Annotated in this window: 24 protein-coding genes; 15 read left to right on the top strand and 9 right to left on the bottom strand. The window is 45.8% G+C overall.

Annotation, left to right across the window (positions count from 1 at the left end; all coding sequences use genetic code 11):
- Window positions 1-8: 8 nt before the first annotated feature.
- Window positions 9-1340, bottom strand: coding sequence for a Na+/H+ antiporter family protein (locus OC443_RS12570; RefSeq protein WP_073585665.1), 1332 nt, complete (start codon window positions 1338-1340; stop codon window positions 9-11).
- A 159-nt stretch (window positions 1341-1499) separates the two neighbouring features.
- The gene (gene rnt / locus OC443_RS12565) at window positions 1500-2141 is read right to left on the bottom strand and encodes a ribonuclease T (RefSeq protein ID WP_073585664.1); all 642 of its coding nucleotides are present in this window, start codon (window positions 2139-2141) and stop codon (window positions 1500-1502) included.
- 215 nt (window positions 2142-2356) lie between these two features.
- On the opposite strand from rnt, the gene motY reads away from it, so the two are divergent.
- Window positions 2357-3244, top strand: a complete 888-nt coding sequence (motY, locus tag OC443_RS12560) for a flagellar protein MotY (RefSeq protein ID WP_073585673.1) — start codon at window positions 2357-2359, stop codon at window positions 3242-3244.
- Here motY and OC443_RS12555 read toward each other — a convergent pair.
- Window positions 3241-3678: a DUF2753 family protein gene (locus OC443_RS12555; RefSeq protein ID WP_073585663.1), complete on the bottom strand. Its 438-nt coding sequence runs from the start codon at window positions 3676-3678 to the stop codon at window positions 3241-3243. The two genes, motY and OC443_RS12555, sit on opposite strands and share 4 nt — an antisense overlap.
- A 112-nt stretch (window positions 3679-3790) precedes the next feature.
- The gene (gene gloA, locus OC443_RS12550; RefSeq protein ID WP_073585662.1) at window positions 3791-4207 is read right to left on the bottom strand and encodes a lactoylglutathione lyase; all 417 of its coding nucleotides are present in this window, start codon (window positions 4205-4207) and stop codon (window positions 3791-3793) included.
- A 273-nt stretch (window positions 4208-4480) separates the two neighbouring features.
- On the opposite strand from gloA, the gene OC443_RS12545 reads away from it, so the two are divergent.
- From OC443_RS12545 to OC443_RS12495, 11 genes are all read left to right on the top strand, one after another.
- Entirely contained in the window at window positions 4481-4963 is a 483-nt protein-coding gene (locus OC443_RS12545) for an NYN domain-containing protein (RefSeq protein ID WP_073585661.1), read from the top strand.
- Window positions 4964-5199: 236 nt separating this feature from the next.
- Window positions 5200-6360, top strand: a complete 1161-nt coding sequence (locus OC443_RS12540) for an aminotransferase class V-fold PLP-dependent enzyme (RefSeq protein WP_073585660.1) — start codon at window positions 5200-5202, stop codon at window positions 6358-6360.
- A 92-nt stretch (window positions 6361-6452) separates the two neighbouring features.
- A complete protein-coding gene (locus tag OC443_RS12535) occupies window positions 6453-7634 on the top strand; it encodes a double-cubane-cluster-containing anaerobic reductase (protein ID WP_073585659.1) in 1182 nt (393 codons plus the stop codon).
- A complete protein-coding gene (locus OC443_RS12530) occupies window positions 7631-8419 on the top strand; it encodes an acyl-CoA dehydratase activase (RefSeq protein WP_073585658.1) in 789 nt (262 codons plus the stop codon). The genes OC443_RS12535 and OC443_RS12530 overlap by 4 nt, the downstream gene beginning before the upstream one ends.
- A gap of 8 nt (window positions 8420-8427) precedes the next feature.
- Window positions 8428-8685 (top strand): DUF3343 domain-containing protein, encoded by a 258-nt coding sequence (locus OC443_RS12525; RefSeq protein ID WP_159440365.1) that lies wholly within the window; start codon window positions 8428-8430, stop codon window positions 8683-8685.
- The gene (yedF, locus tag OC443_RS12520; protein ID WP_073585656.1) at window positions 8669-9232 is read left to right on the top strand and encodes a sulfurtransferase-like selenium metabolism protein YedF; all 564 of its coding nucleotides are present in this window, start codon (window positions 8669-8671) and stop codon (window positions 9230-9232) included. Before OC443_RS12525 ends, yedF begins: the two co-directional genes overlap by 17 nt.
- Window positions 9233-9258: 26 nt before the next feature.
- Window positions 9259-9669, top strand: coding sequence for a hypothetical protein (locus OC443_RS12515; RefSeq protein WP_073585655.1), 411 nt, complete (start codon window positions 9259-9261; stop codon window positions 9667-9669).
- Between the two features lie 217 nt (window positions 9670-9886).
- The gene (locus OC443_RS12510) at window positions 9887-12265 is read left to right on the top strand and encodes a ricin-type beta-trefoil lectin domain protein (RefSeq protein ID WP_073585654.1); all 2379 of its coding nucleotides are present in this window, start codon (window positions 9887-9889) and stop codon (window positions 12263-12265) included.
- A gap of 200 nt (window positions 12266-12465) precedes the next feature.
- Window positions 12466-12939 (top strand): transcriptional regulator SlyA, encoded by a 474-nt coding sequence (gene slyA / locus OC443_RS12505; protein ID WP_073585672.1) that lies wholly within the window; start codon window positions 12466-12468, stop codon window positions 12937-12939.
- Entirely contained in the window at window positions 12936-13994 is a 1059-nt protein-coding gene (locus OC443_RS12500) for an HlyD family secretion protein (protein ID WP_073585653.1), read from the top strand. Before slyA ends, OC443_RS12500 begins: the two co-directional genes overlap by 4 nt.
- Before the next feature lie 21 nt (window positions 13995-14015).
- Complete coding sequence (locus OC443_RS12495; RefSeq protein WP_073585652.1) at window positions 14016-15050, top strand: DUF2955 domain-containing protein; 1035 nt, start codon at window positions 14016-14018, stop codon at window positions 15048-15050.
- A gap of 92 nt (window positions 15051-15142) precedes the next feature.
- On the opposite strand, the gene OC443_RS12490 is transcribed toward OC443_RS12495, so the two are convergent.
- Both OC443_RS12490 and OC443_RS12485 read right to left on the bottom strand, forming a co-directional pair.
- Complete coding sequence (locus OC443_RS12490) at window positions 15143-15961, bottom strand: cyclase family protein (protein ID WP_073585651.1); 819 nt, start codon at window positions 15959-15961, stop codon at window positions 15143-15145.
- Complete coding sequence (locus OC443_RS12485; RefSeq protein ID WP_073585650.1) at window positions 15954-16943, bottom strand: fumarylacetoacetate hydrolase family protein; 990 nt, start codon at window positions 16941-16943, stop codon at window positions 15954-15956. Before OC443_RS12485 ends, OC443_RS12490 begins: the two co-directional genes overlap by 8 nt.
- Window positions 16944-17120: 177 nt before the next feature.
- On the opposite strand from OC443_RS12485, the gene OC443_RS12480 reads away from it, so the two are divergent.
- The 3 genes from OC443_RS12480 (at window position 17121) to OC443_RS12470 (ending at window position 20925) form a co-directional block, all read left to right on the top strand.
- Window positions 17121-18035 (top strand): LysR family transcriptional regulator, encoded by a 915-nt coding sequence (locus tag OC443_RS12480; protein WP_073585649.1) that lies wholly within the window; start codon window positions 17121-17123, stop codon window positions 18033-18035.
- A gap of 165 nt (window positions 18036-18200) precedes the next feature.
- Complete coding sequence (locus tag OC443_RS12475) at window positions 18201-19175, top strand: glycosyltransferase family 2 protein (protein WP_073585648.1); 975 nt, start codon at window positions 18201-18203, stop codon at window positions 19173-19175.
- Entirely contained in the window at window positions 19132-20925 is a 1794-nt protein-coding gene (locus OC443_RS12470) for a GtrA family protein (RefSeq protein WP_073585647.1), read from the top strand. Before OC443_RS12475 ends, OC443_RS12470 begins: the two co-directional genes overlap by 44 nt.
- Window positions 20926-20977: 52 nt before the next feature.
- Here OC443_RS12470 and OC443_RS12465 read toward each other — a convergent pair whose 3' ends face one another.
- The 3 genes from OC443_RS12465 to OC443_RS12455 all read right to left on the bottom strand — a co-directional run bounded on the left by OC443_RS12465 (window position 20978) and on the right by OC443_RS12455 (window position 25356).
- A complete protein-coding gene (locus tag OC443_RS12465) occupies window positions 20978-21400 on the bottom strand; it encodes a DUF3301 domain-containing protein (RefSeq protein WP_073585646.1) in 423 nt (140 codons plus the stop codon).
- A gap of 172 nt (window positions 21401-21572) precedes the next feature.
- The gene (locus OC443_RS12460) at window positions 21573-22868 is read right to left on the bottom strand and encodes a sugar ABC transporter substrate-binding protein (protein ID WP_073585645.1); all 1296 of its coding nucleotides are present in this window, start codon (window positions 22866-22868) and stop codon (window positions 21573-21575) included.
- Between the two features lie 25 nt (window positions 22869-22893).
- Window positions 22894-25356 carry a bifunctional diguanylate cyclase/phosphodiesterase gene (locus OC443_RS12455; RefSeq protein ID WP_073585644.1) on the bottom strand — a complete coding sequence of 821 codons (2463 nt, stop codon included), beginning with the start codon at window positions 25354-25356 and terminating at the stop codon, window positions 22894-22896.
- Between the last annotated feature and the right edge of the window lie 115 nt (window positions 25357-25471).

Raw genomic sequence — 25471 nt, 5'->3', positions numbered from 1 at the left:
TTCGACCCTTATAAGCTCATGGCAGCAATCCAGCCGAAAATGACTAATGGAATATTATAGTGAATAAACGTCGGTACAACGGTTTCCCAGATGTGCTCATGTTGCCCGTCAGCATTGAGCCCTGAGGTTGGCCCCAATGTTGAATCTGACGCGGGAGAGCCCGCATCCCCTAAGGCTGCGGCTGTGCCGACCAGGGCAATTGTTGCCATGGGTGAAAAGCCAAAAGTTAATGCCAGAGGGACATAAATTGTTGCAATAATCGGAATCGTTGAAAATGACGAGCCAATACCCATCGTGACCAGCAGTCCGACGACCAGCATTAATAATGCTGCCAGTGGTCTGTTATCCCCGATTGCGTGGGCAATTGATGACACCAATGTTTCTACGCCTCCGGTTTGTTTCATTACTGCTGCGAATCCGGCGGCTGAAATCATGATGAAACCTATCATCGCCATCATGTGAACGCCTTTGGTAAATACATCATGTGTTTCTTTCCAGGCAATGATGCCGCCCAGAGTAAACACCATGAATCCGGTCAGTGCACCAATAATCATGGAATCTGTCATTAACTGCATGCCCAGTGCTGCGGCAATACCAATGACAGCGGTAATCATGTGTTTTTTACGGGCCGGTGTGATTTCAACATTCTCATGAATTGTGGTTAATTCGGTCTCTTTGTATTGTCTTGGTTTCCGGTAAGTGATGAAAATCGCAGTCAGTAAACCAAATATCATGCCGGCACCGGGTAAGAGCATTGCAGTTGGCACCTGGCTGGCGGTTACATTTACCAGTCCATTATCATGCAGATTTTTCAGCAGTATATCGTTAAGAAAAATACCGCCGAAACCAACAGGTAAAATCATATAAGGAGTGATTAGTCCGAACGTTAAGATACAGGCAATTAAACGGCGATCAAGATTGAGTTTGGCAAATACACCCAGTAATGGCGGAATTAAAATCGGGATAAATGCGATGTGTACCGGAATGATATTCTGTGATGAGATCGTGACCAGCACCAGTGCGATTAAAATGGAATATTTCAGCCCGGTTTGAGCGTGATGGTGTTCTTTCCCGTGGATTAGCCTGATAACCCGGCTGGCGACCCAATCGGTGATACCTGATTTAGAAATTGCGACAGCAAAAGCGCCCAGCATGGCATAGCTCATCGCAATTGTTGCTCCGCCTCCAAGGCCGCTTTGAAATGCAGACACCGTTTCATTCAGGCTCATTCCGGCAGTTAAACCACCAATAATTGCACTAAATGTAAGTGCAACAACAACATTGACACGCATTAAAGCCAGTATCAGCATAATGCAAACTGATATAACGACAGGATTCATACTATTCTCGTGTTACTAAGTGATGTGTTTAATATATTTTTGTAATTTTCGATCGACTGCATGTTGACTCATGGACGACTGATTCAATGGATATTTAATACATATATTACTGAATCAGGCTATCGTGGCGGAGATAAACAACTTGTTTGTCCTGTTGACTTATTTATCCGCAATTGGCCAGCCACCGAGTGCTTTCCATTTGTTGACAATCCCACAGAATAACTCAGCCGTTTTTTGGGTATCGTAGAGCGCAGAGTGAGCTTCTTTATTATCAAATGTCATTCCGGCAGCCAGACAGGCTTTGGCTAAAACCGTTTGACCATACGCCAGCCCACTGAGCGTGGCAGTATCAAACGTTGCAAACGGATGAAATGGAACCCGCTTCAGTTTACAGCGTTCACTGGCTTGCATCACAAAACTATGATCGAAAGTTGCGTTGTGGGCAACGATAATGGCCCTGCTGCATTCTGCATCTTTCTGCTCTTTACGGATTTGCTTGTAGATTTCTTTGAGTGCTTCCATTTCAGAAACTGCACCGCGCAAAGGACTGAATGGATCGTAGATACCATTGAACTCCAGTGCTTCTTTTTCAATATTCGCACCTTCGAATGGTTCTATATGAAAATGAAGGGTCGTTGCCGGATGAAGCTGGCCTGTTTCGTCCATTTTCAAAGTGATGGCACAGATTTCCAGCAGCGCATCTGTTTTGGCATTAAAACCAGCAGTTTCAACATCAATTACTACAGGGAAATATCCGCGAAATCGATCTTTCAGGTGAGATTTGGGGTTAGTTTCTGTCATTTTTGCCTTCACTTAAAGTACAGGGACGGCATTATTACAGATTATCGGACTGATCAAAACCAAATAAGTGAGAAAAGGATAGACTCAATGTATAAATAGATGCATCAGGAAAATCGGGGTAAATATGGCAGGATTTTTGCTTTTTTATCCTTAATCGAACGTGAGTGTGGCAAAATCATGCCGTCTCAGTTGTATGTTGAAGAGTAATCGTGCCGATGAATAAAAGCTTTTTCACCGTTTTTGGAATGTTATTGACTGTTGTATCAGGTAGTAGTCAGGCTTATGCAATGCAGAAACGCTATATCGCAACGCCACTACAATCAAAGTGGGAGATCACTCAGGATACTCCGCTTGAATGCAGGTTGGTTCATTCTATTCCTCATTATGGCGAGGCTGAGTTTATCTCGCGGGCCAGTAAAAAGGTGAATCTTGATTTTGAGCTGAAAATGTTACGTCCTATGGGCGAAACCCGCGATGTGAAGCTGGTCTCTATGCCACCATCCTGGCGTCCGGGAGATAGTGCAGAACTGGTCACTAAGCTCAGGTTTTTTAAACAGTTTGACGGATATATTGGTGGCAGAACAGCCTGGACGATTCTGAGTGAATTAGAAAAAGGCCGCTATCCGACTTTTAGTTACCGGGAGTGGCAGGACCGGGATAAGCTGATTGAAGTGGGTTTGTCTTCCGTGTTGTTTCAGGATAAATATACTGCGTTCAGTCAATGTTTGAGTCATCTGCTGCCCTATAGTTTTGAGGATATTTCTTTTACGATTCTGCATTACAGTCGAGACAGTGTTCAGGTGAATAAAGCCTCCCGGAAGCGGCTGGCACAAATTGCGGAATATATCCGGTACAACAAAGATATTGATCTGGTTCTGGTCTCAACATATACCGATGGTTCCCGGACTAAAAATGAAAGCCAGAATCTGTCGGAAAGAAGGGCTAAGGTCTTGCAGGAATACTTCCAGTCTCTGGGGCTTTCTGAAAACAGAATTCAGGTTGAGGGGTATGGTAAGCGTCGTCCGGTCGCTGACGACGCTTCACCGATTGGTAAGGAAAAGAACCGGCGTGTGGTTATCTCTCTGGGCAGAACGCATATTTAATGCAGTTTAAATGTAGCGATCAGGTTGCAATTTGACACGCTGTCGATATCTTTGACCCGACGTGCAAGACGTGGGTCAGGATGTCTTTTCAAAAACTCAATAAATGCTTTTTTGCAACATCCCAGTGAATCAATAAATGCATTACATTCTTTTCTCTGGCACTGGGGAACCAGTGTCAGAATTCTTTCCGAAGCCAGTTCCAGATATTTTAACTCGTATTCACTGTTACCGGCATTTTTCCAGTAAGAGGCCAGGTTGTGGCAGGAAATCACCGAGATAATTAGTTTATCTTCCAGTTTTATTGCTTCGCTTTCAGTCAATCGTTCACTCAGTGCTAAGGCTTTCTGGTAGTGGAGAATGCTTCTCAGATGGTCTGAATCCTTCATCGCACTATCAGCAAGCAGAGTGTGTTTTTCCCATTCAGATACAGTCACTTTGTTAAGTCTCCACTTTACTTAATAAAATGAAGAATAAATGATAATTATTATCAAGTAAAGTGTGAATAACAGGTGACGGTTTTTGCCACCTGTTATAAGGGAGAGATGATCAGCCTTCCAGCCCGGCAGTCGCCTGTCTGTTCTGAATGAGTTCAACCATGTAGCCGTCCGGGTCTTTGATAAATGCAATATGCGTTGTTCCACCTTTCACTGGTCCGGGTTCTCTGGTGACATTACCACCGGATGCTTTTATGGCTTCACAGGTTGCATAAATATCGTCAGCGCCAATTGCGATATGTCCATAGGCATTACCCAGGTCATATTCTGAGACGCCCCAGTTGTAAGTCAGCTCAATGACCGCACCTTCTGATTCATCGCCATAGCCAAGAAATGCTAACGTGTATTTATACTCAGTATTTTCGCTTTTACGTAGTAGTTTCATTCCCATCACTTGCGTGTAAAACCCGATAGAACGATCTAAATCGCCAACACGTAACATGGTATGAAGAATTCGGTTGTTTGACATATTTCACTCCTGATTATCAGACTTTTTTGAAAATCTGTATTGCCCATTTGAACGGATGAGATTATGTGATCATACTGATGTGAAAATCAATTCTGTTCATCTCATGAATACATTCAGGTTCATCTGAAGAGAAGATCTTCCGGGTGTTTGAGAACAAAGTCATCAAACAGAGAGAATAATCGGGTGTTTTTGTGGTATAAGGGCGGCTGAAAGTAAAAATTAAACATAAATTGTCAGGGTCAGCATACCCTGAATACAGCCCGGGATAAATAAATGGAAAGCGTCGCAATTTTTGTTGATGTCCAGAATGTTTACTACACAGCAAGACAAGCCTATCAACGTAATTTTGATTACAACAGGTTTTGGGCCAGAGTGACGAAGGACAGAGAAGTCGTCAAAGCAATTGCTTATGCAATTGACCGTGGTGATCAGAAGCAGCATGAATTTCAGAATATTCTCAGAGCGATTGGATTTGATGTCCGGTTGAAGCCTTTTATTCAGCGGGCTGATGGTTCGGCAAAAGGGGACTGGGACGTCGGGCTGACAATTGATGCGCTGGAATATGCAACGCAGGCAGATGTGATTGTTTTAGTCTCTGGTGATGGTGATTTTGACCTGCTGGCCAACAAATTACGCACAAAATATGGCAGGCACGTTGAAGTTTATGGTGTACCGGGCCTGACTGCGGTTTCTTTACTCAAAGAAGCGAGTGAATTTATTCCTGTGGATGATTCTCTATTACTGGGAGGAAAATGAAGCGGCGCAATCTTTGATTCGCATACTAATTACTCTCTTCAATATTTCCTGATAAAGCAATATGATATAAATATGTGTCATGTTGCTACTCTCAACTTGGTTGAGAGGTTATTTTTACATCTGGTCGAAGCTGATTTGATATATCCCTGTTTTTTATGGTGGAATTTATGAGAGTATGCTTGCTGTAACTGAGCATACAAATCATATGAATATTCTGTCGGATAAGAGATGTAATCATGATTTATCTTGACCATGCAGCCACCAGCCATCCCAAACCCGCTTCTGTCGTTGATAAAATGACCTGGTTTATCAGTCAGGGGTGTGCAAATCCCGGACGGGCAAGTCATCCACTGGCGAATGATGCCGCCAGACTTATTTTTGATACCAGAGAACGCCTGATTCGGTTTTTCCGCGCCGGATCAAATGCCCAGGCTATTTTCACTGCAAATATTACCGCATCCCTGAATGTGATACTGAAAGGATTACTGAAGTCCGGGGACGAAGTGATCGTCAGCAGCATGGAACACAATGCCATGATGCGGCCTTTACGGCAGCTCGAACAGGATGGTGTGACTGTTACTGTCATTGCCTGTGATTCCCGGACGGGATTGATTGACCTGAAAGAGCTTGATAAAGCGATTTCTCCGGCAACAAAATTAGTTGCGCTGAATCATGGTTCAAATACCTTTGGCACCATCCAGCCGGTTGCCGGTATCGGCAGAATATGCAGGAAGAATGACTGTTTGTTTCTGGTGGATACGGCTCAGACTGCCGGTTGTATTCCTATCAACATGCTTGAATCTGAAATTGATTTTCTGACATTTACCGGCCACAAAGGATTACTTGGTCCGATGGGGATTGGTGGCTTTGTCATGAGTGAAAAAGCGCAGGCCGAACGGATAGTGCCTTTAATGACCGGTGGCACAGGCAGCAATTCTGAACTGGAAGTTCAACCGGACTTTTTACCGGATGCACTGGAGAGCGGAACGCCTAACCTGCCTGGAATCGCCGGATTAAATGCAGGTCTCCGCTGGCTGGAAGAACATACAGTGAGCGCAGTTTTTCAGCATGAGCAGCAACTTATCACCCAATTAATTAATGGGCTCAATTCTATCTCCGGTATTCGTGTGTTCGGACTACCTCCCGGTCAAAACCGGGTTGGCGTTGTCTCTTTCGTGATTGACGGAATGGATAATGGTGAAGTTGATGAATTTCTGTCTTATGAGCACGAAATCTGTTGCCGGACCGGTCTGCATTGTTCGCCAGCTTCCCATAAAACCATGGGCACTTTTCCGCAGGGCACCATCCGGTTAAGTGTGGGTGTTTCGACCACGGAACAGGAGATTCATCAGGTTCTGGAAGTGTTGCAGCGCCTGGTGTCCCGTTTTCAACCCTGATTTCAGATGAGATCAATATTCAGACCTGAAAAAACGCCTGATTTGTTCAGGTCGATGTGAGTAACAGATTGAATAATCAAAGGAAGTAATGAATGAATCAGACAGCAGAACATAAACATAGTGAACAGAACGGATTGTCCGATGCTGAAGTCATAGATTATTTCAAAGGCGTCGTTTCTGATGGTATCCGCTATGTATCGGGTCAGAAAGCTTCGGGACAGAGTGTGGTGGGTTTCTATTGTGAGTTTACCCCGCGGGATTTAATTATGGCAGCCGGTGCAATTCCTGTGTGTTTATGTGGCAGTAGTCAAAAAAGCATTGGATATGCTGAGACTGTATTACCGGCGAATCTTTGCCCGTTGATTAAATCCTCTTATGGCTATGTGATCTCCGGTGCCTGTCCATTATTGAATGATGCGGACTTACTGGTTGCAGAAACCACCTGTGACGGCAAAAAGAAAGTGTATGAAATTCTTGCCAGAGATAAAAATATGCATGTGCTGGAATTAACACAAAAGCCGGATGAACAGGTCGCTTTTCAGCACTGGCTGGCTGAGGTGGAAGCGCTAAAACATAAGCTTGAAGAGACCTTTGATATTGAGATCACGGACCAAAAGTTGCGGGATGCAATCCGGATGATGAATGAGGAAAGACGTCTGATCCTCGAAGTACAGACGCTGGGCAGACATAAGCCATCGATTGTGTCCGGGTATGAAGTCGCGCAGGTTCGCAGCCCGGTTGCCGGTGACCCTGAATATTTAAAACAGTTGAAGAATTTCCTGTTGATGGGACAGCGTCGTCTTGAACAGGGATATCAGGCTGCACCGGTGGATGCGCCCCGTGTTTTGTTAACCGGCTGCCCGACCGGCCACGGTACAGAAAAACTGATCGAAATTATTGAAGAATGTGGTGGCATTGTTGTGGTTCAGGAAGCCTGTTCCGGGATTAAAGGTGTCTATGAAGCAGTTGCAGAACAGGGCGATCCGCTCGAAGCGATAGCCCGTAAGCATTTTAATATCCCGTGTTCATGCATGACACACAATCAGAGGCGGGAAACTTTATTACAGACTTTAGCGGAAGAGTATCAGGCAGATGTCGTGATTGATCTTGTATGGCAGGCTTGTCATACCTATAACGTTGAATCTGTCCTTATTCATGACTTTGTTCGTAATCAGCTGCAATTGCCGTATATGAAAGTCGAAACCGACTACTCTGATTCCGATCGGGAACAACTGAAAGTCCGGGTTCAGACGCTGTTGGAACTGGTGCAATGATTACCTGTGGCGTTGACATCGGTTCCCGGACGATTAAGGTTGTTTTATTTGATGGACAGCAGGTGATTGATTCTGCAGTGACTTTAAGTGGCGCTGCGCCGCGGGAAAAAGCTGAACAGATGTTTCATGACATCCTGGCGATCAATCATATACAACGTTCTGATGTTGCTTTTATTATGGCGACAGGTTACGGGCGGCAATATTTTACGCTGGCTGACAAAGCATCATCGGAGATTATCTGCCATACCGCGGGTGTGCATTTTTTATATCCGCAAGTGAAGACCATCATTGATATCGGCGGTCAGGATTCCAAGGTCATGAATGTCTCTGCGCAGGGAAAAGTTACAGACTTTGTGATGAATGATCGTTGTGCCGCCGGCACCGGTAAATTTATTGAAATGGTTGCACAAACCCTGGATATGCCGCTGGACCGGACCGGGCCTGAAGCGTTGTCAACAAACGATATTTGTGACATTTCATCGATGTGCGCTGTTTTTGCTGAGTCGGAAGTCATCGGGTTGCTGCATCAGGGACGGTCTTCTGCTGTGATTCTGCGTGGGGTGTTCCGGTCTGTCGCGAAACGTATCGCGTCCTTAGGCAGAAAAATCGGATTCAGGGAGCCGGTGGTTTTTACCGGCGGTGTGGCCCGGAATCCCGGTGTTTTAGCGGCCATTGGAGAGCAAATTGATCATCCTGATATCCGGGTGCCGGAGAATCCGCAGCTGACCGGTGCCTTAGGTGCCGCGGTTCTGGGATTTGAAAAAGCCCGGCAGACACAGGGGTAATGGCTGTTATGGTGGAATACATTATTACTTTTACCTCAAGTCATCATGCACTGAAAGCTGAGCAGGTTCTGAATGAAGCAGGATGGAAGCCCCGATTAATTGCTTCACCCAGAGCAATTAGTTCGCAGTGTGGTTTTTGTTTGTTGCTGGCTGATAACAATGAATGTGCGTTATCTGAAATCCTGACAACGCTGTCAGTCAGTTACACCCATCTTTATACAAGACAATCAATAAACGGAGTAAGACATTATGCACAACAAGATTGACGTTCGTGGTATGGAGCATGATCAGGCTTTCACCCAACTTGAACAGATGATACAGGCAGGACATTCTGGTTCACTGGAAATCCTTTGCTCCGGAAAGGAGATCACAAATGAATTGATCGGCGTGCTGAGCCAGCATGGCGCAACCTGCGATGTATTAGTCGCTGAAGAAGGGCAGACGATTATTGCCAGTTTTTCGGTGCAATCCGTGATGAAACAAAAGTCTTATATTGTTGGCTCGGATACGTTAGGGAAAGGCGATGATGTGATTGGCAGCAAGTTAATGAATGCTTTTTTCAATGTCAGCTCTGAATATGATCAGGTACCTGCTTCCGTGTTTTTTATGAATACCGGAGTCAAACTTTGTATCGAAGGTGCGCCTGCACTTGAGGCATTGAAAAAACTGGCAGAAAAGGGGACCGAAATTCTTGTGTGCGGTACATGCCTGGATTTTTTTGGGATTAAAGATAAACTTGCCGTTGGTCAGGTCGGTACGATGCATGACCTGATCGGGATTTATCATCATCAGACAGAAGTTATCACCCTTTAAGTCAGAGGGGGGAAAAAGGTTAGTACATGTATAAAGAAACCGATTTTAAGGTTCAGGCTGATAAATTTTGTTTCAAAAAGGATGTATATCCTGTAGCAAAAATCCACGATATCCGGGTAAAAAAGCTTGGACTGTTCGAGAATATTATTCAGTTATTGTTTTGGATTTTTATTTTTTCCGGCGCTGTCTGGCTGGTGGCACCATTCATTGAGCCCGCTATTCCGCAGTGGAGATACCTGGTTTATTGTCTGACCGTCTTGGGTTTTGTCTTCGCACTGTTCAGGCTTTCCCGTTATGCGTTACAGATTGAATTTATGCATACGGATGAAACCGGGTTACAGTGGGTCACTATGGCCAAATCATACTCAAAACATGATAAGGCATTATTTGAAAAACAGGCCTTGACGCTCAAAGCGGTGCTCTCATCCGGTCATTGACGGGGATTCAGCCGGTCATTCGCATCTTCTCTCTGTCTAACAAAGCAGCTCACCGGGCTGCTTTGCTTGTTTTTGCCCACCTTATCACCATTTCATCTCTTGCTGATACATTTTATGCATTAAATTGCTTACTTTAAATATGACGGCTCCTGAAAACGCTTTACCGCTTGTACTGATGGGCTTGGACAGAGATATCATGAATAGGGCAGGCACTTTTATGCAGATCAAATCAATGATGCTTATGACGATGAGTCTGATAGCGGGTCATGTTGCGGTTGCGCAACATGTGATACCAGAAAATACACCGTTAACAACAGACGTCAAAATCTGGCATAACCACACAGATAAAGCATTTTTTGATGCTTATGGCCGTGAAGTGACGATGCGGGGATTCAATGTTTCCGGAGAAGTGAAACTGGCAGAGTCAGGGTTTAAGGCATTCAAAAATTCAGCGGATGCCAGCAAGAGTTTGATGTTACTCAGGCAAAAAACCGGGGTGAATATGATTCGTTATACGATCGCCTGGGAAGGGATTCAGCCGCAACCCGGTCAGGTGGATCAATCTTATCTGGCCGCGATCGCACAACAAATTCAGCTGGCTGCGGATACCGGCTTTTATATTCTTCTCGATTACCATTTTGATTTATACAGCCGGCATACATTTACTCAAACGTCTGCGGATACCGGTAATGGCGCACCATTATGGGCGGTGAGTGATGTGTATGGAAAAGATGATTGCGGGGTCGTATGCCGGTTTTCATGGGCAGCTCATATACAATCTGACAATGCTGTCCGCAACGCAATCCGGGGGTTTTGGTTTGATAACTGGGCGCTGAACCAACAGCTCAATGATATTGAGTTGCTGATGGACGATGGAAACTTATGTGCTGATACTGATCAGTCGGCTGAGAAAAGCAGCTCCACAGTCATGGTACAGACCTGCTCCGGACAGCAGAATCAGCGATGGCATTATTATACTGATGGGACGATTCACAGTGCAAAAGACGATAAAATGTGTCTTGATGTCGCTGGCGGCCACACTGCTCACGGTACAGATATTCAGGTGTACCCGTGTAATCAAACGACGGCACAACAATTTATCATTGATGCATTCGGGCGTATTCACCCGATGGTAGATATGAATCAGTGCGTCACCAACCAGCAGACAAATCTTGAACTGGCAGCATGTCTTGCGCCTTCATCTTCAACCTTGCAAACACAGGCTTTTACCCTCAGGGAAGGTGCATCCGGAACTTCCCTGACAACATCAATGGATTTTGTCCAAAGTCAGTTTGTCTGGCAGATCGGTGAAGTTGTGGATTATTTATCGGCACATTTATCCTCACAACAACAGGCCATGATTCTGGGGATCAATCCTTTTAATGAACCGTTTGATGGTGGTATCGGTGATATGTCTTATTCTGACTGGGACAATGACATTCTCTGGCCTTTCTATCAACGTGTCCGAACGGTGATGACGGCACATGGCTGGAAAGATAAACCTGTTTATGCTGAGCCCAATGTTTTCTGGAGTTCAACGGCCGGACCGGTTGCGCCTGCAACCGGAGGGCATTATCTGAAGTATCAGCCTGGTGATGGTTTTGTCTTTAATGCTCATTTATATGATCAGGGAAGGATGGCGATGCATAATTTATCCGTTGTCCGTAATGGCGCTTATTTCTCTCATCTGGATTTAATCCGGGACGAAGCCCGTTATCTGGATGTGGCTCCTTTCCTGTCAGAGTTCGGGATGTGGCTGGATGGCTGGGGTCATACGGATACCGAACGTGTTGTTAATGGTATGTATCAGGCAATGGAAAGTTCGGATTCGGAACATGGCCGCAATCGCTATCTTGATTTTTATACACCTGTTGTGAGTGGTTCTCAGTGGCATTGGGACTATTACTATGATCATCACCATGAATTACTGAACGGAAATCCGGAGCAGGTGAAAACGGAAGACGATGGCTGGAATGGTGAGAATTTCTCGGTTATTGCGGATTACGGACAAACTTATCATGTCAAAGAGGGCCTGATTCAGCGGGCTTATCCGCGGGCAGTACAGGGAAATATCATGCATTTTGCTTACGAGGGGCTGGTGCCGGATGAAAACGGGGAAGTGATGAGTTGGCGGAGCATTCGTGCTTCACTGGATGGAAAGTTTACCGATCGGGAGTTTTTCCGGCATACCCGCTTTGCTTTTCTTGCCTGGCGTGGCCGGAAAAGTGATGCGCCGACAGAAATCTACTGGCCGAAACAGTTCACCGGGCCGCTGACTGTGATAACGGATGCCGGAATTTATTCGTCTGATGTTCTTGCGAATATGCCTGAACAGGCCGGCAATGAAGTGATTGTGCAGCAGGACACTGGTGATGAGAGTGGCCGGCGGATTTTGATATGGGATGATCCGGATGCCGGAGAAACCAGTAACTCATTTCATTTTGCACTGCTCATTGATGGTGACGCAGGTTTAGCTGCGGATGAACAACAACTGCTGAAGCAGGCGGTTGCCCAGCAGCTTAAGGCAGAAAAAAGCCCGGTTTATCTGACGGGCACAATGACCCGTTCAGGGTATTCAAAAGATATGGGCCGGTAACACAGGTGATTCACAGAAATAAACCAGCTGCCATGATTGACTGAAGGTAGCTGGTTTATTTTTATCCGGGAATGAATGACTGTTATTACTCATGAAAGAATAAACACAATGATCTTTTTTTGTGATGAAGCGCAAAAAATATTTACTAAGCCTGCTAAGTAAGTTAGATTACTTAGCAGGCTTAGTAATATGGCGTATTGATTGTGGATGATCCAAAACATCTGAAAAATTTGTCACCGGCAGAGCAACTGGGAAGAACCGCCCGTCTATGGCGTGCGGTTGCGGATCGGGATCTTGCTTCTTTGGAGCTGACGTACAGCCGCTGGACCGCATTATGGAAGTTAATGCGTCTTGGCGATAACGTGAGTCAGAAAACACTGGCAGAGTCACTGGAAATTGAGCTGGGTTCATTGATGAGAACACTGAATCAGCTGGAGGGGCAGGGGCTGATCGAACGGCATTGTAATGAAGAAGACAAACGGGCCCGGATTATTTCCCTGACTGACCGGGGAAAAGATGTGATGAAAACGATTGAGTCAAGAGTGTTACGTATCCGGCGGAATCTGATGGCTGGTATTGATGAGGAAGAACTGAATCAGTTGAGATCGACACTGGAAAAAATTGAACACAATGCGCTTGCGTATCTCAGTAATGAAGAAGGAAAGAAATCATGACACCCGACCAGAAGTTTGCGCGCTGGGTGAAATATACCTGTGCTGTTTTTGTGATGTTGTTTGTCTATTTTATATTTGCAGATATGGCCATTCCGTTAACCCCGCAGTCGATGGCTACCCGGATTGTGACCCGGGTGGCCCCGCGGGTTGACGGCCAGATTATGCAGGTGAATGTCCGGAATAATCAGGCCGTCCATCAGGGCGAAATCTTATTTGAACTTGACCCCGTTCATTATCAGCTTGCCGTTGAGCAGGCACAGCTGAACCTGGATAAAGCGATTCAGGATTTTCAGCAGTTGAATGTCCTGATTAAGGCGTCTGAGTCTGACGTAAAAGCACAACAGATCGCTACCCGGCAAAAACAACGGGAAGCCCGGCGGATGGAGAAGTTGTTTGCCCATAAAAGTGTTTCTCAGAAAGAACGGGATGATGCCGTCAGTGCTGCAACGGTTGCGCAGGCAAATCTGGAAGCAGCTCAGGCCCGGTTAAAGGAACTGATGGTTCGCCGGGGGCAGGACAAAACGGAAAATATTGAGATTCGGGTAGCCAGAAACCGTTTGCAACAGTCGCAGCTGAATCTTTCTTATACGAAGGTGAGAGCAAAACATGATGGGGTTGTGACGAACCTGCAGTTGAAAAACGGCTCGATGGCAAAGGCCGGAAGCCCGGTTATTGCTTTGGTTGATACACATTTTGATGTGATTGCGGACTTCAGGGAGAAAAGCCTGCGGAATTTTCCGGCCAACAGTAAAGCGCTGGTTACTTTTGACGGCGAACCGGGGAAAATATATCCGGGCGTGATCGGCAATGTCGATGCAGGTGTCAGCAGTGGTCAGTTTGATGCCAATGGCTCGCTTGCAACACCAACCACATCAAACCGCTGGGTTCGTGATGCGCAGCGTTTGCGGGTTCATATCCGGCTTGATCATCCTCTGATGCAACATCTTGCTGCCGGTTCCCGCGCCACGGTTCAGCTGGTGCCGGATAACCCGCTGCTGACCAGGCTTGCCAGAGGGCAGATTTATTTTCTGAGCTTATTACATTACATCTATTAGATAACCACAGAGGAATATTGTATGCGTCTGTGGGATCATCCGCTCAGTGAAAATGACCTGCGCCAGTGTCTTCGTGTCGCTATTGGGGCAACATTGGGTTTTATTTTCTGTAAGTTTTTTGATTTCAGTTTCGGGGTTTTCTTTGTCATCATGCCTGTGATGTTGCTCGGGCTTGTTCCTGTCCTGAGCGGCCATGCGGTCAGGCAGTTACTGGCATCGGGAGTTGTGTCCGGAATTGAAGTCGGGCTTGTGGGCGGTTTGCTGGCAAGCCATCCGGCGGCAATGACGCTTGTTGTGTTCATTCTGTTTATGAGTAAGTTCTATTGCATGGCAAAGGGCCCGTTGTTTTTCTTCGGTGTCAATTGCCTTTTGTCGCTCAATATTATGCTGAATTTTTCCAGTTATCAGGTGACGGATGTTTCCGGTTATATCGTGACGAACCTGATTGCTGATATTGTCGGGGTTGCGATTGCTTATCTGATGCACTGGCTTATTCCGGATGTTGAACCAAGGGAACCGCCGCAAAGGCCACAGGGGGCGAAGGGAACACACCGGATTCGTCATGAAGTTTTACTGGGAAGTCTGGTCGCAACGGCTTCATTTATTATTTTCCAGATTTTTAATCTCAGTGATTCAATGTCTGCTCAGTCAACCACGATCTTATTATTGTTCAGGATGAACTGGAATGGCGCTTTGGGTTATGCGCAAAAGAGAGCCATGGGGGGTTTGCTGGGGGTGGGTTATGGGATGCTTGCACAGTTTATTCTGTATGGCCGGTCCGGGGATTTTATACTGATTATTCTGGTCTTGTTTGTTGGTGCCATGATGTTTTCTTATTTGCACATTAAAGAAGGTGCAGGTTCAGGCGTGGGATTTGGCGGATTAACAACAATGGGTATTTTATTTGGCCAGTACCTGACGCCGGATTCTGATTTGATGTTCAGCGCATTGTATCGGATCAGCAGTATTCTTTTTGCCATTGTGGCTTCGCTGGTGGTTATTTTTGCGGTTCACCGCTTGCTGAATTCGTTTCAGGTGACTCACTACGGAGAATGACAGCGCGGAAACGGTATACGTGATTCCTGGTTCAGTCAAATATGCCGGTTTCAGGTTATCCGCGCTGGTTTATACCGGTGCAACCTGTATTTTCAGGCTGTCTGTGGAGAGTCATTAAAAATGGCGACAGCTCTGACAAATCCGGCTGATGCCTTTTCTATTTTGTAAGGGAAACAGGAAACCATAAATCCGAAAGGGGGCAGGCTATCGAGGTTTGCCAGCTTTTCCATCTGACCGTAGGGAATATCGCGGCCGGCTTTATGTCCTTCCCAGACAATCGCGGGGTTGTTTTCCTCTGCTAGACGTTTGGCTGTGTAACTGAAAGGAGCGTCCCAGCTCCAGGCATCTGTGCCGACAATCCGGATTCCCTGCTCAAGCAGAAAAAGTGTGCCTTCCCGGCCAATTCCGATTCCCGCATCGAGGTACCCTGGCTGACCATATAAAGCTCCGGCTCTGGTATTAACCAGCACAATATCCAGTGGTTTCAGCTGATAACCTATCCGGTCTAACTCATCCTGAAGATCCTGTGCTGAGACCACATATCCGTCCGGCAGGTGACGAAAATCCAGTTTTACACCATCCTGCAGGCACCACTCCAGTGGCATTTCATCAATACCCCATGAAGGTTTTCCTCCCGTTGTTGAGGCATAATGCCACGGGGCATCCATGTGAGTACCGCTATGTGTTGTCAGTTTCATATCTTCCACTGCCCAGCCCTCCTGACCGGGTAAATCTCCGGCTTCGAGTCCGGGAAACATATTCAGCAGATCAGGTAAGCCTTGCTGATGGTCCGAATATTTAATTTCAGGGAGGAGAGACGGAGGATCGGTGTAAGGGTTATTGCTCAACGTGACAGATAAGTCGACAATTCTGCGGTTAGGTGACTGAATGGCGTCGGCAGGTTTACTCATGGCTCAATCCTCCCTGCTGAATGGTTTGACTGATTGCCCCGAAAATACTTTCACCACCGGAATTGAAGGCTTCCATCCGTATGTGATCACCGAATTTCATAAAGCCGGTTCTGATTTCACCGTATTCCAGCATATCGAGTGCCCTTCTTTCGGCAATACAGGAAGAACCTTTGACTGAGTCAACATTCGATACCGTGCCGGAGCCGATGATTGTGCCGGCACTGAGCTTCCGGCTGTATGCGGCATGCACGATCAGCTGTGGAAAACTGAAATCCATTTCTGAGCCATTCGCCTCACCGAACCACTGGTGATTCCACTCGATGTGAAGCGGCAGGCAAACTTTTCCGTCTCTCCAGGCATCTCCCAGCTCGTCAGGTGTGACTGCGACCGGCGCGAAACCGGATGATGGTTTCGCATGCATGAACCCAAAACCACTGTTCATTTCCCTGCCGATATATTTTCTCAGGCTGACATCATTGACCAGACCGATTAAACGGATTGCAGATAAGGCCTGTCCGGGACTGCATCCCATCGGAACTTCATCGACAAAGACCGCGAATTCACCTTCAAAATCAATATCATCGGACTCGTCTGGCAGACAGACCGGTGCTTCCGGACCGATCAGCGTGTCGGCTGCGCCCTGATACATTAACGGGATAGTGTCGTAGTCTTTCTGAGGCGGAAGGTCGAATGCTTTTTGCAGTAAAACACCATGATTCAGAAAAGCTGAACCATCACACCACTGGTAAGATCTTGGCAGTGGTGCCATGACGTCTGCCGGCACAAATGCAGATGTTTCAATTTGCTCCTGATTGAGCTGTTGATACAGGGATTCAAGCTTTGGTGTCACGTCGGACCAGTTTTCAAGCAGGTATTGCATGGTTGGGGCGAGATGGCTTATATCTGTCTTTCGGGTCAGATCCCTGGAAACCAAAACCAGCTGGCCGTCACGTTCTCCATTGTTAATGGTTGCAAATTTCATGGTGTTCTCCTGTGGGTAATTCAGACACTGGGATTGACTGAATCGTACAAATCAATTCCCTGTCTGTGTTAAAACCGGTGTAATGTGTGATAATAAGTCACTGCTATCTATAACAAAAATCGAGATTTACGATATTAGGTATCATTCTTTTCAGATACCTCAATTTGAGGAAATTTTATGCGTTTTCACCATTTAGATTTGAATTTGCTGGTTGCACTTGATGCAATGCTGACAGAAAAAAATGTAACCCGGGCGGCGGAGAAACTGAATGTCAGTCAGTCAGCTGCCAGTGGTTTACTGGCCCGGCTGCGCAATTATTTTGATGATGATTTACTGGTGCAGACAGGGAGAAAAATGAGACTGACACCGATGGCGCATTCACTGGAAATTCCCCTCAAACGGATTTTGCTCGATATTCAGTCGAATATTGTCAATGTCGGGGAATTTGAACCTGCGACATCCACCCGGCATTTCAGGATCATGGCTTCGGATTTTGCCGTATCTGCCTTTATCGGGCCGCTATTACGCAAAGTTCAGATGTTAGCGCCGAATATGACTTTTGATCTGCTCCCGGCCATTAAACTTCATAAGGATGTCTTAAGTCAGGGAGATCTCGATTTTCTGATTCAACCAGATATGTTTATGTCCAGTCATCATCCGCGTCAGTGGCTGTTTAATGATACTTACTGTTGTGTTGTGGATCAGGGTAATCCATACGTAAAAGACAGGATGGATATGGATGTTTTTATGGCGTTAGGGCATTTGGCTGTGAATTTCGGAGAAGAAAGAGCTCTGAGTTTTGACGAGACATTCATTCAGCAGTTTGCTCACAACCGCAGGATTGATGTATCGGTTAGTCATTTTAATGCGTTACCCCATTTACTGGTTGGTACAAACCGGGTGGCAGTTATGCCGCGGCGCTTAGCGAGTCTTTACGCACAAACACTACCGCTGAAAATATTAGAAACACCGAAAGAAATTCCAACACTGAGTGAATATATTCAGTGGAACCATATTCTTGAGGCTGATCCGGCGCATAACTGGTTCCGGCGGATTTGTATGTCTGTGGAGGAGGCCGGTTGTGAGGCATAGCCCGGTGGTATTCTCTGTTTTCTGATGAAAGCAGTCCCCCGCGCAGGCACTGACTTTTTTCATCAGAGATTGAAGTGTCCTGAGGGGTGTCAGGACATTTAACCTGATTTTGTTCTGAACTTTACATTGCACTGTTATCCTCCTTGATTCATAAGAAGTGAGGGTATGATAGTGAAGAAAATATCAATTGTGATTCCTTGTTTTAATGAAAGTGAAGTCATTGACTATACAGTGAAAGAGCTCATCACATTTTGTAACAGGCTGAATCATTACGCATTTGAGCTGATTTTTGTCAATGATGGCAGCACGGATGATACGGAAGAAAAACTCAGTGCATACAGCCATCAGCATACTCAGCTCCGTATCCTCTCTTTCTCCCGCAATTTCGGACATCAGCAGGCTGTCACGGCTGGCATTGATGCCAGCACCGGCAATGCGATAGTGCTGATTGATGCTGATTTACAAGACCCGCCTGAAGTGATTGAGCAGATGCTTGAAAAATGGGAATCCGGTTACGATGTCGTCTATGGTACACGGGCACACCGGGCGGGAGAGTCGGCTTTTAAACGTTTATCCGCCAGATGGTTTTACCGGTTGCTTAACCGGATGTCTGAGGTACCGATTCCGCTGGATACGGGAGATTTTCGTCTGATGGACCGACAGGTGGTTGATCAGTTAATTGCGATGCCCGAAAAAGCCCGGTTTATTCGGGGCATGGTCAGCTGGATTGGGTTCAATCAGACTTCGGTGCTGTATGAGCGTTCTCCCAGACTGGCGGGTGAGTCTAAATATCCGCTGGTTAAAATGCTCAGATTTGCACTGGACGGCATTTTGTCCTTTTCGGTCAAACCATTGAAACTATCCATCGCGCTGGGGTTTCTCAGCTCGGGCGTTGCTTTTGTCATGCTGATGTATTCTGTCTATGTCCGGCTGTTCACAAACCAGTGGGTTTCCGGCTGGACTTCTGTTGTGGTGTCTGTGCTCTTTATGGGAGGCATCCAGCTGATTTCCGTTGGTATTTTAGGTGAGTATGTTGCCCGGATTTATAATGAATCGAAAGGGCGCCCTTTATACATTCTGAAGAAGAGTAAATCCGGTGAATCAGCAGAACATCCGGCTTCAACTGAATCAGTTGATTGAATCCGCCTCGGGACCAAAGATACGTTTTGCGTTTGCCGGGGTCATGAATACGCTGTTTTCGTATCTGGTATTTGTCTTACTCTACCGGCTGTTTGACAGCTATATTTCAGCATCTGTGATTTCGTATCTTGCCGGAATGATCATGAGTTTCTTTCTGAACAGAAACTTTGTTTTCCGGGCGACGGCTCAACGCGGGCAGCTTCCGGGATTTATTCTGGTTAATCTGACCGCATTAGGTGGCTCAGTTGCGGTATTACATGTGTTGGTTCAGCAGTTATTCCTGCCGGTTTATTTTGCTCAGATCATCGCCACAGGCGTTTCCATGATCATCAACTTTTGGGGATACAGGATGATTTTTACCCGTCAGATGTCACTGAGAAGCAAGTGGCGTACATGGAAAAAGTGTGACAAACAGATTGATGGTGTACTTGTGATAAAGCTATTGATCATACTTTCTGTTTTGGTTGTCACGGTACTGAATGTCCGGGAGTCCATGCTGGAAAATGTGGCGCATGATGCTTTGCCCTACATGGATCATTATCTCAGTAAATTTACCTCGGAAGGTCGCTGGATCAATTTTTTACTGTTTGGTGGTTTGCGCGATGTTCCTCAGGTCATTGCGGTGTGGCTGTGTACCGCTTTTGTCGGTGTGTTTGGTTATCAGGTCGCAGCAGGGATGAAACAGCCGCCATGGCTGGCCTTCTGTTTTTGTCTGGCGATGGTCAACATCCCTTATTTCACCATGTTGTTTAAGTGGCCGATGACATTGCTGCCCGGTACATTACTTCTGGCAGTGTTTGCATGTGTGAAAGATAAATATTCCCGCCCGGTGTTATTGTCTGCTGCCGGAGTTTTGTTTTTTGCTTCTTATCCGGCTTTTTATTTTCTGATGCCTTTATTATTTATTCACCAGCTGAGCCAGGAGAGTTATCCGCGTCTGGTTAGATTTTTACTGCTCTGGATACTTGGTTATGTTTTGGGATATCTGGTTGCTCAGGGAAGTGTGTATTTTTATACATTGCTTGCGCATGGAGAGCCACAGTGGATTGAGTTTGCCCGCTGGCGTAAATCGACGCCAACAACGGATCTGAGTTCGCTGTTGGCTAATGTGGTGAAAAGTGCCGGTAATTTTGAGCGCAATGCTCTGTATCTGGCGAATCTGAGTCCACTGTTTTTTATTCCGGTTGCTCTTGTTTTTGCCCGGGCGTTGTTCCGGCAAACGAAATACACACTGATTGTTTTACTGGTTATTTTTTCGCTCTATGCCAGTGTGATTGCTTTGGGTGTGAAAGTGCCGTTGCGTTCCGGGGTGACGCTGCCAGCCGGCTTGCTGATGATGACGTTGATCGTCTCGCATCCGTGGGAAAGGCTCGGGTTGATATTGTTATTATTTATCCCGTTTTCCTGGCAGATGCATACCTATAATCAGGGCTATAACGGGAAACGTATCTTGGTTGCAGAGATGCTGGAAGCGCATGACCCGCAAGGTTACCTGAAGCAGCCTGCGCGGTTTAACCGGATAGTTTTAACGCTGGATGAAGCAGGGAGTAGCCAATACTTTTATGAGTTGACGCATTCGAAAGCATTTAAAAATATATCTTATCTGCGCTCTCATTATATTCAGCCCTATCTTTACCAGTTTGGCTGGCGAAAGGCGGATATTGTTGTGAATAAAGTCAGACTCGACATGATCCGGGGTGAGGCTGATGTCCGGATAAAAGGCGAGACGCTTTGCCTGTCAATCAAATAACGATTGACCAGCTTGCAGATAAGTTTCGGATAAAGACAGAAGCAAGCGGGCTTTAATGCCGGGAGTGGCGTTGATACTGGTGTCGTCTGGACGCCATATCGATCACGTTTGAAGTCTCTTTTTTTTCTTCAAAGACGGCATCATAAACTGGCTCTTCTTCCGGCGGAACGATATTCGATGTTTCCCGGTAAACAGGGAAGTGAAATTTCAGTACCGACCGGCCAGCCATATCCAGATAGCCCTGATAGCAATCGTCACCCTGTGATGAGAATTCAAAGTAATAGCGCTTATAAATCAGCCAGCGCTTTTTGCCTGTGCGAATTTTGTGCTGAAAAGAGACACTGACTAACTGTAAATTCAGCTGGCTGCATTTTCTCTCGATAGCAGAGCGGGCAAATTCAACCTGTTGTCTGTGCCGCCAAAACAGAAAGCATCCGAATGCAGTCACCAGAATCATGATTAAATTAATAAACATAATCTTCCTTTCTTGTTTATACCCACGTGACAGTAGAGTGCTCCAGCTTCCCGTGGAAGATCTGAATCTGAAGAATGGTAGCAGGATCACATAGTTTTCATCATGAGTTTCGTTTTATATGGAATCCTGCCCGTTAATTTGTATGGCATGACCTGAAGCACTCCCTGAAATGTTAATGCCTGACGCTCTTTTTCTCTTGCCGGGTGCTGTAATATTGATGGCGTTCAATCGCTGCTTCGATATTTTCTACTGCTAAATCGAATGCGGTTTGCGGGTCCAGTCCCTGAAGAATATCACTGATTGCTTTTTTATAACTGGAAGAAATGACGGGATAAGCGGGGGTTGCCGGGCGGAACTTTGATAATTTGTCTGAATAGCCGTATAAAAAATGCCATTGACCGGATGTTGAAAAATTTTTGGTTAAAGCTGCTGCCTGTTCAGAAGCCGGAAGCATGGATGTTTCATCAGAGATTGTCGCAATTTCCCTGTCTGACAATAAATGAGTAATAAATGCTGTTGCCCCTTCAGGGTACGGGCAGGACGTGGTAATACCCCATTGCCATGAACCGGCGCCAATCATAGCGCCTGAACCAAAATCAGGTACGGGCAGAACCGCCAGATCATTCCCCAAAGCTTGGTGATATTCATTCAGGCTCCACAGGCCGTTATACTGGATCGCAATTCGTCCATTGAGCAGACCATGAAAATCATCGGGTTTGGGGTCGATATATTTACCGTGAACCAGGGTCTGAATCCACTGGCCGAATGCGACGGCTTTATCTGAATTGAGAGTACCGTCAACCTGATAATATTTATTCCGGTTAATCAGATCCGCTCCCCAGGACAGCATCCAGGGTGCCAAAGCATAAGGGAGCCACTCAGTCAGGTCATTTGCTTTGATATCAAGCGGGTAGGCATACCGGCCGGTTGCTTTGATTCTATCCATTACCTGCATAAACTCATCTTTCGTCCAGGGGTGATCAATAGCAGGTATCCTGAATTTGATTTCTTTGAGTAAAGATTTGCGGGTAAATAAAGCCAGTACCGCATCAAATTGTCCGATGGAATAGAGTTTTCCACGGTAATATTCTTTTCCTGATGGATTGATTTTATCCAAAGTATAGCGGCTGATTAAACCATCTAACGGGCGCAGAAATCCCTGCCAGGCAAAGTTAGGTACCAACGGCTGGTCAATATCAATAATACAGGGCAGAACATTTGCCTTGGCAGCCGCATTAATGGACTGCGTATAAGCCGCTTCATAAATATAATCTGCAACGATCTTCCATTTTTTCTGGGACTGATTAAACCGTTCGATTGCGGCCTCTGATGCCATCATTTCCGGCTCACCGGCAAGATGTCTCCACAGGCTGATTTCTTGGGGTTCCTGACTGACTGCCGGCAGGGAGAAACAGCCCATCATGATGATGATTCCCGGCCAGAGCTTGTTTGAATGTGCTGACTGCATATCTGGAACTCCGTAAAACTGAAAGTTAGCCGGCCGGGATATCAGGAGATATATCGTACTGGCTGAGTAATTGCCCGATGAGAACCGGGGGGCTAAAGTAGAACCCCTGAACCACATCGCAGTGGTGTGCCGCGAGTTTATTGAGTTGCGCTTCTGTTTCGACACCTTCAGCAACAACAGACATATTGCAGAATTTGCCAATGCGCACAATCATTTTTACTAACATCTCACTTTGCGAATTTTCCAGCAACTTATGAATAAATGATCGATCGATTTTTATCTCAGTCAACGGTAAATGGTGAAGATAATTCAGGGAGGAATAACCGGTGCCGAAATCATCGAGCGAGATGCCAAATCCTAGTTCTCTGAGCTGACCGAACAGAGGCATCACTTCATCAAGTCTGTCTATCAGCACATTCTCCGTGATTTCCAGAGTAATACGTTGAGGCTCTGTCCCGGTTTCAAAACAGATATTGGTCAGATGCTCCGGCAATTGTGGATTAAGCAGCTGTTTTGGAGAGATGTTCACCGAAATATTGACCGGCTCACCATGTATTGAAAGCGGGCTGATGTCCAGACAAGCCTGCTTAAAAACAAACAGGCCAAGTTCATATATCAGCCCGGTCTTTTCTGCGGTTTCGATAAACTTCGCCGGAGGAATCTGACCTAAGGTCTCATGATTCCAGCGGGCCAGCGCCTCAACACCAACTATCTGGCCAGTCGCTGTATTGATTTGTGGCTGGTAGAGAAGATAGATTTGCCTGCTTTTCAGAGCATGGTGTAGTCCGTTTTCAATCATCAGGTCAAACTGAATTTGCTGGCTGATGGACTGATCATAAAACAGCGCTTCGCCTTTCTTATGGGATTTTGATTTATACAAAACTGCATCTGCTTTGGAGATTAAGCTTTCCGCTTCCGTGCTGTCATCCGGGTACATTGTGATACCGATACTGCAGCCGACAGATATAATTTTACCTTCAATGATCACCGGATTTTCCAGAGTTTGCTGAATCAGCCTGATCTTATGTTTGGCCTCTTCTGCGTCACGCAATCCGGGGAAACAAAAGATAAATTCATCTCCACCGAAGCGGGAAACAAACCCTTCTTCATCCATGATGGCCGAAAATTTATGTCCGAGTCTTTTCAGTAACTGATCACCGAGTGTATGTCCGTAAAGGTCGTTCACATTTTTAAAATTGTCCAGATCAACAAACATCACAGCAACCAGTAAATTGTTTTGTCTGGCAGCTACGATGCTTTGATTAATTTTCTGGATCATCAGGATGCGATTGGGGAGCCCGGTCAGGGCATCGTGATGCGCCATATATTCCATCTGGTCTTTTGTCTGCTCCAGATGGTTGACATCGTTAATGATACGCTGCTGAAACTGGTTAAAACGTCGGGCAATCAGATGGCTGACATAAAGAGAAATAAGAATCAGCAGTACCGTTGATACGACAGCGATCAGAGAGAGTTTCATCAGGCCCTGGTTGTTGTATCGGGTCAGCTGTGTTTCTTTTGCTGATAAATAGTTTTCAAAGCGTTTAGAATAAAAACCCGTGCCTATAATCCAGTTCCATCCCTTCACCTCTTTGACATATATGATTTGCTCTAAGGCAGTTTTTCCGCTGATTGTCAGGGGTTTCTGATAGCGGATATAACCGCCGCCAGAATTGGTTTGTTCCAGAATATCGGCAAGAAGATCTGCGCCGATATGATTACCGGGTGTTAAATCCAGACCAAAAAAATCATTGTAATGGTGGGCGAGAAGTGTGCCTTCAGGGCTCAGTACAAAAAAGTACCCGCCTTCTCCATATTCATAATTCGAAAACCATTCCAGCATTTGCGATTTCATCTGTTTCAGTGCATTTGTTTTGTATTTCGTAATGCCCAGTGTCCACTGAAATGGCTGAAAATCTCTGATATAAGTAATGGTCTCCGCTGAATTATGCCAGAGATGTTCCGGAGACTTCCCTAATCCCTGATGGGGAAGATTGAAATATGTATCTTGGCGATGAACAGTGAATCCGGATTGCGAAATGTCTGTAAACTCAGCTGGTTTGATCAGGTTTTTCCCCTGCTGGTCCAGAATGAATAACTGTTCCTGAGAATGGAAAAAGAGCAGGGGGTTTAAAGCATTTAATATGATTTTTTTTATTTCAGCTTCAGTTTTATCTGAATGGCGGACATAAAGATTATGAATCAGGTGATAGACATTATGGACCTGTTTTCTGGCGTCTTCCTTGAGCTGGTTGTCAGTTCTGGAGCGGGTAATTCTCAATTGCTTTGAAACCTGATAAACCTGTTCACGAATAATATCCTGCTGCTGTGTCAGCAGTGACTCTTTCAGGGTTTTAAGATTAAAGGCGGCTTTGTCCTGATTATCCTGGATCAGAAAAACATGCGTAATTGCGATAAACAGGCACACAACTACCACAGGGGTATAACGGATGAGATTGAGAAGTTTTTGATTATTAAGTTTGAACATCGTCCCCGGGTATACTCCGACCGCCTTGATAAAAATATAGGCAATGTCAATATATCTTATCTTTATTCAGTGTAAATAATATGAAAAGAACGAAGTTTCTTTTTGATTCGTGAGC

It is taken from the genome of Vibrio quintilis (assembly GCF_024529975.1).
GTDB classification, from domain to species: Bacteria; Pseudomonadota; Gammaproteobacteria; order Enterobacterales; family Vibrionaceae; genus Vibrio; species Vibrio quintilis.
Note: the sequence above shows the minus strand (reverse complement) of the source record. Positions and strands in the feature narration are given on the sequence as shown.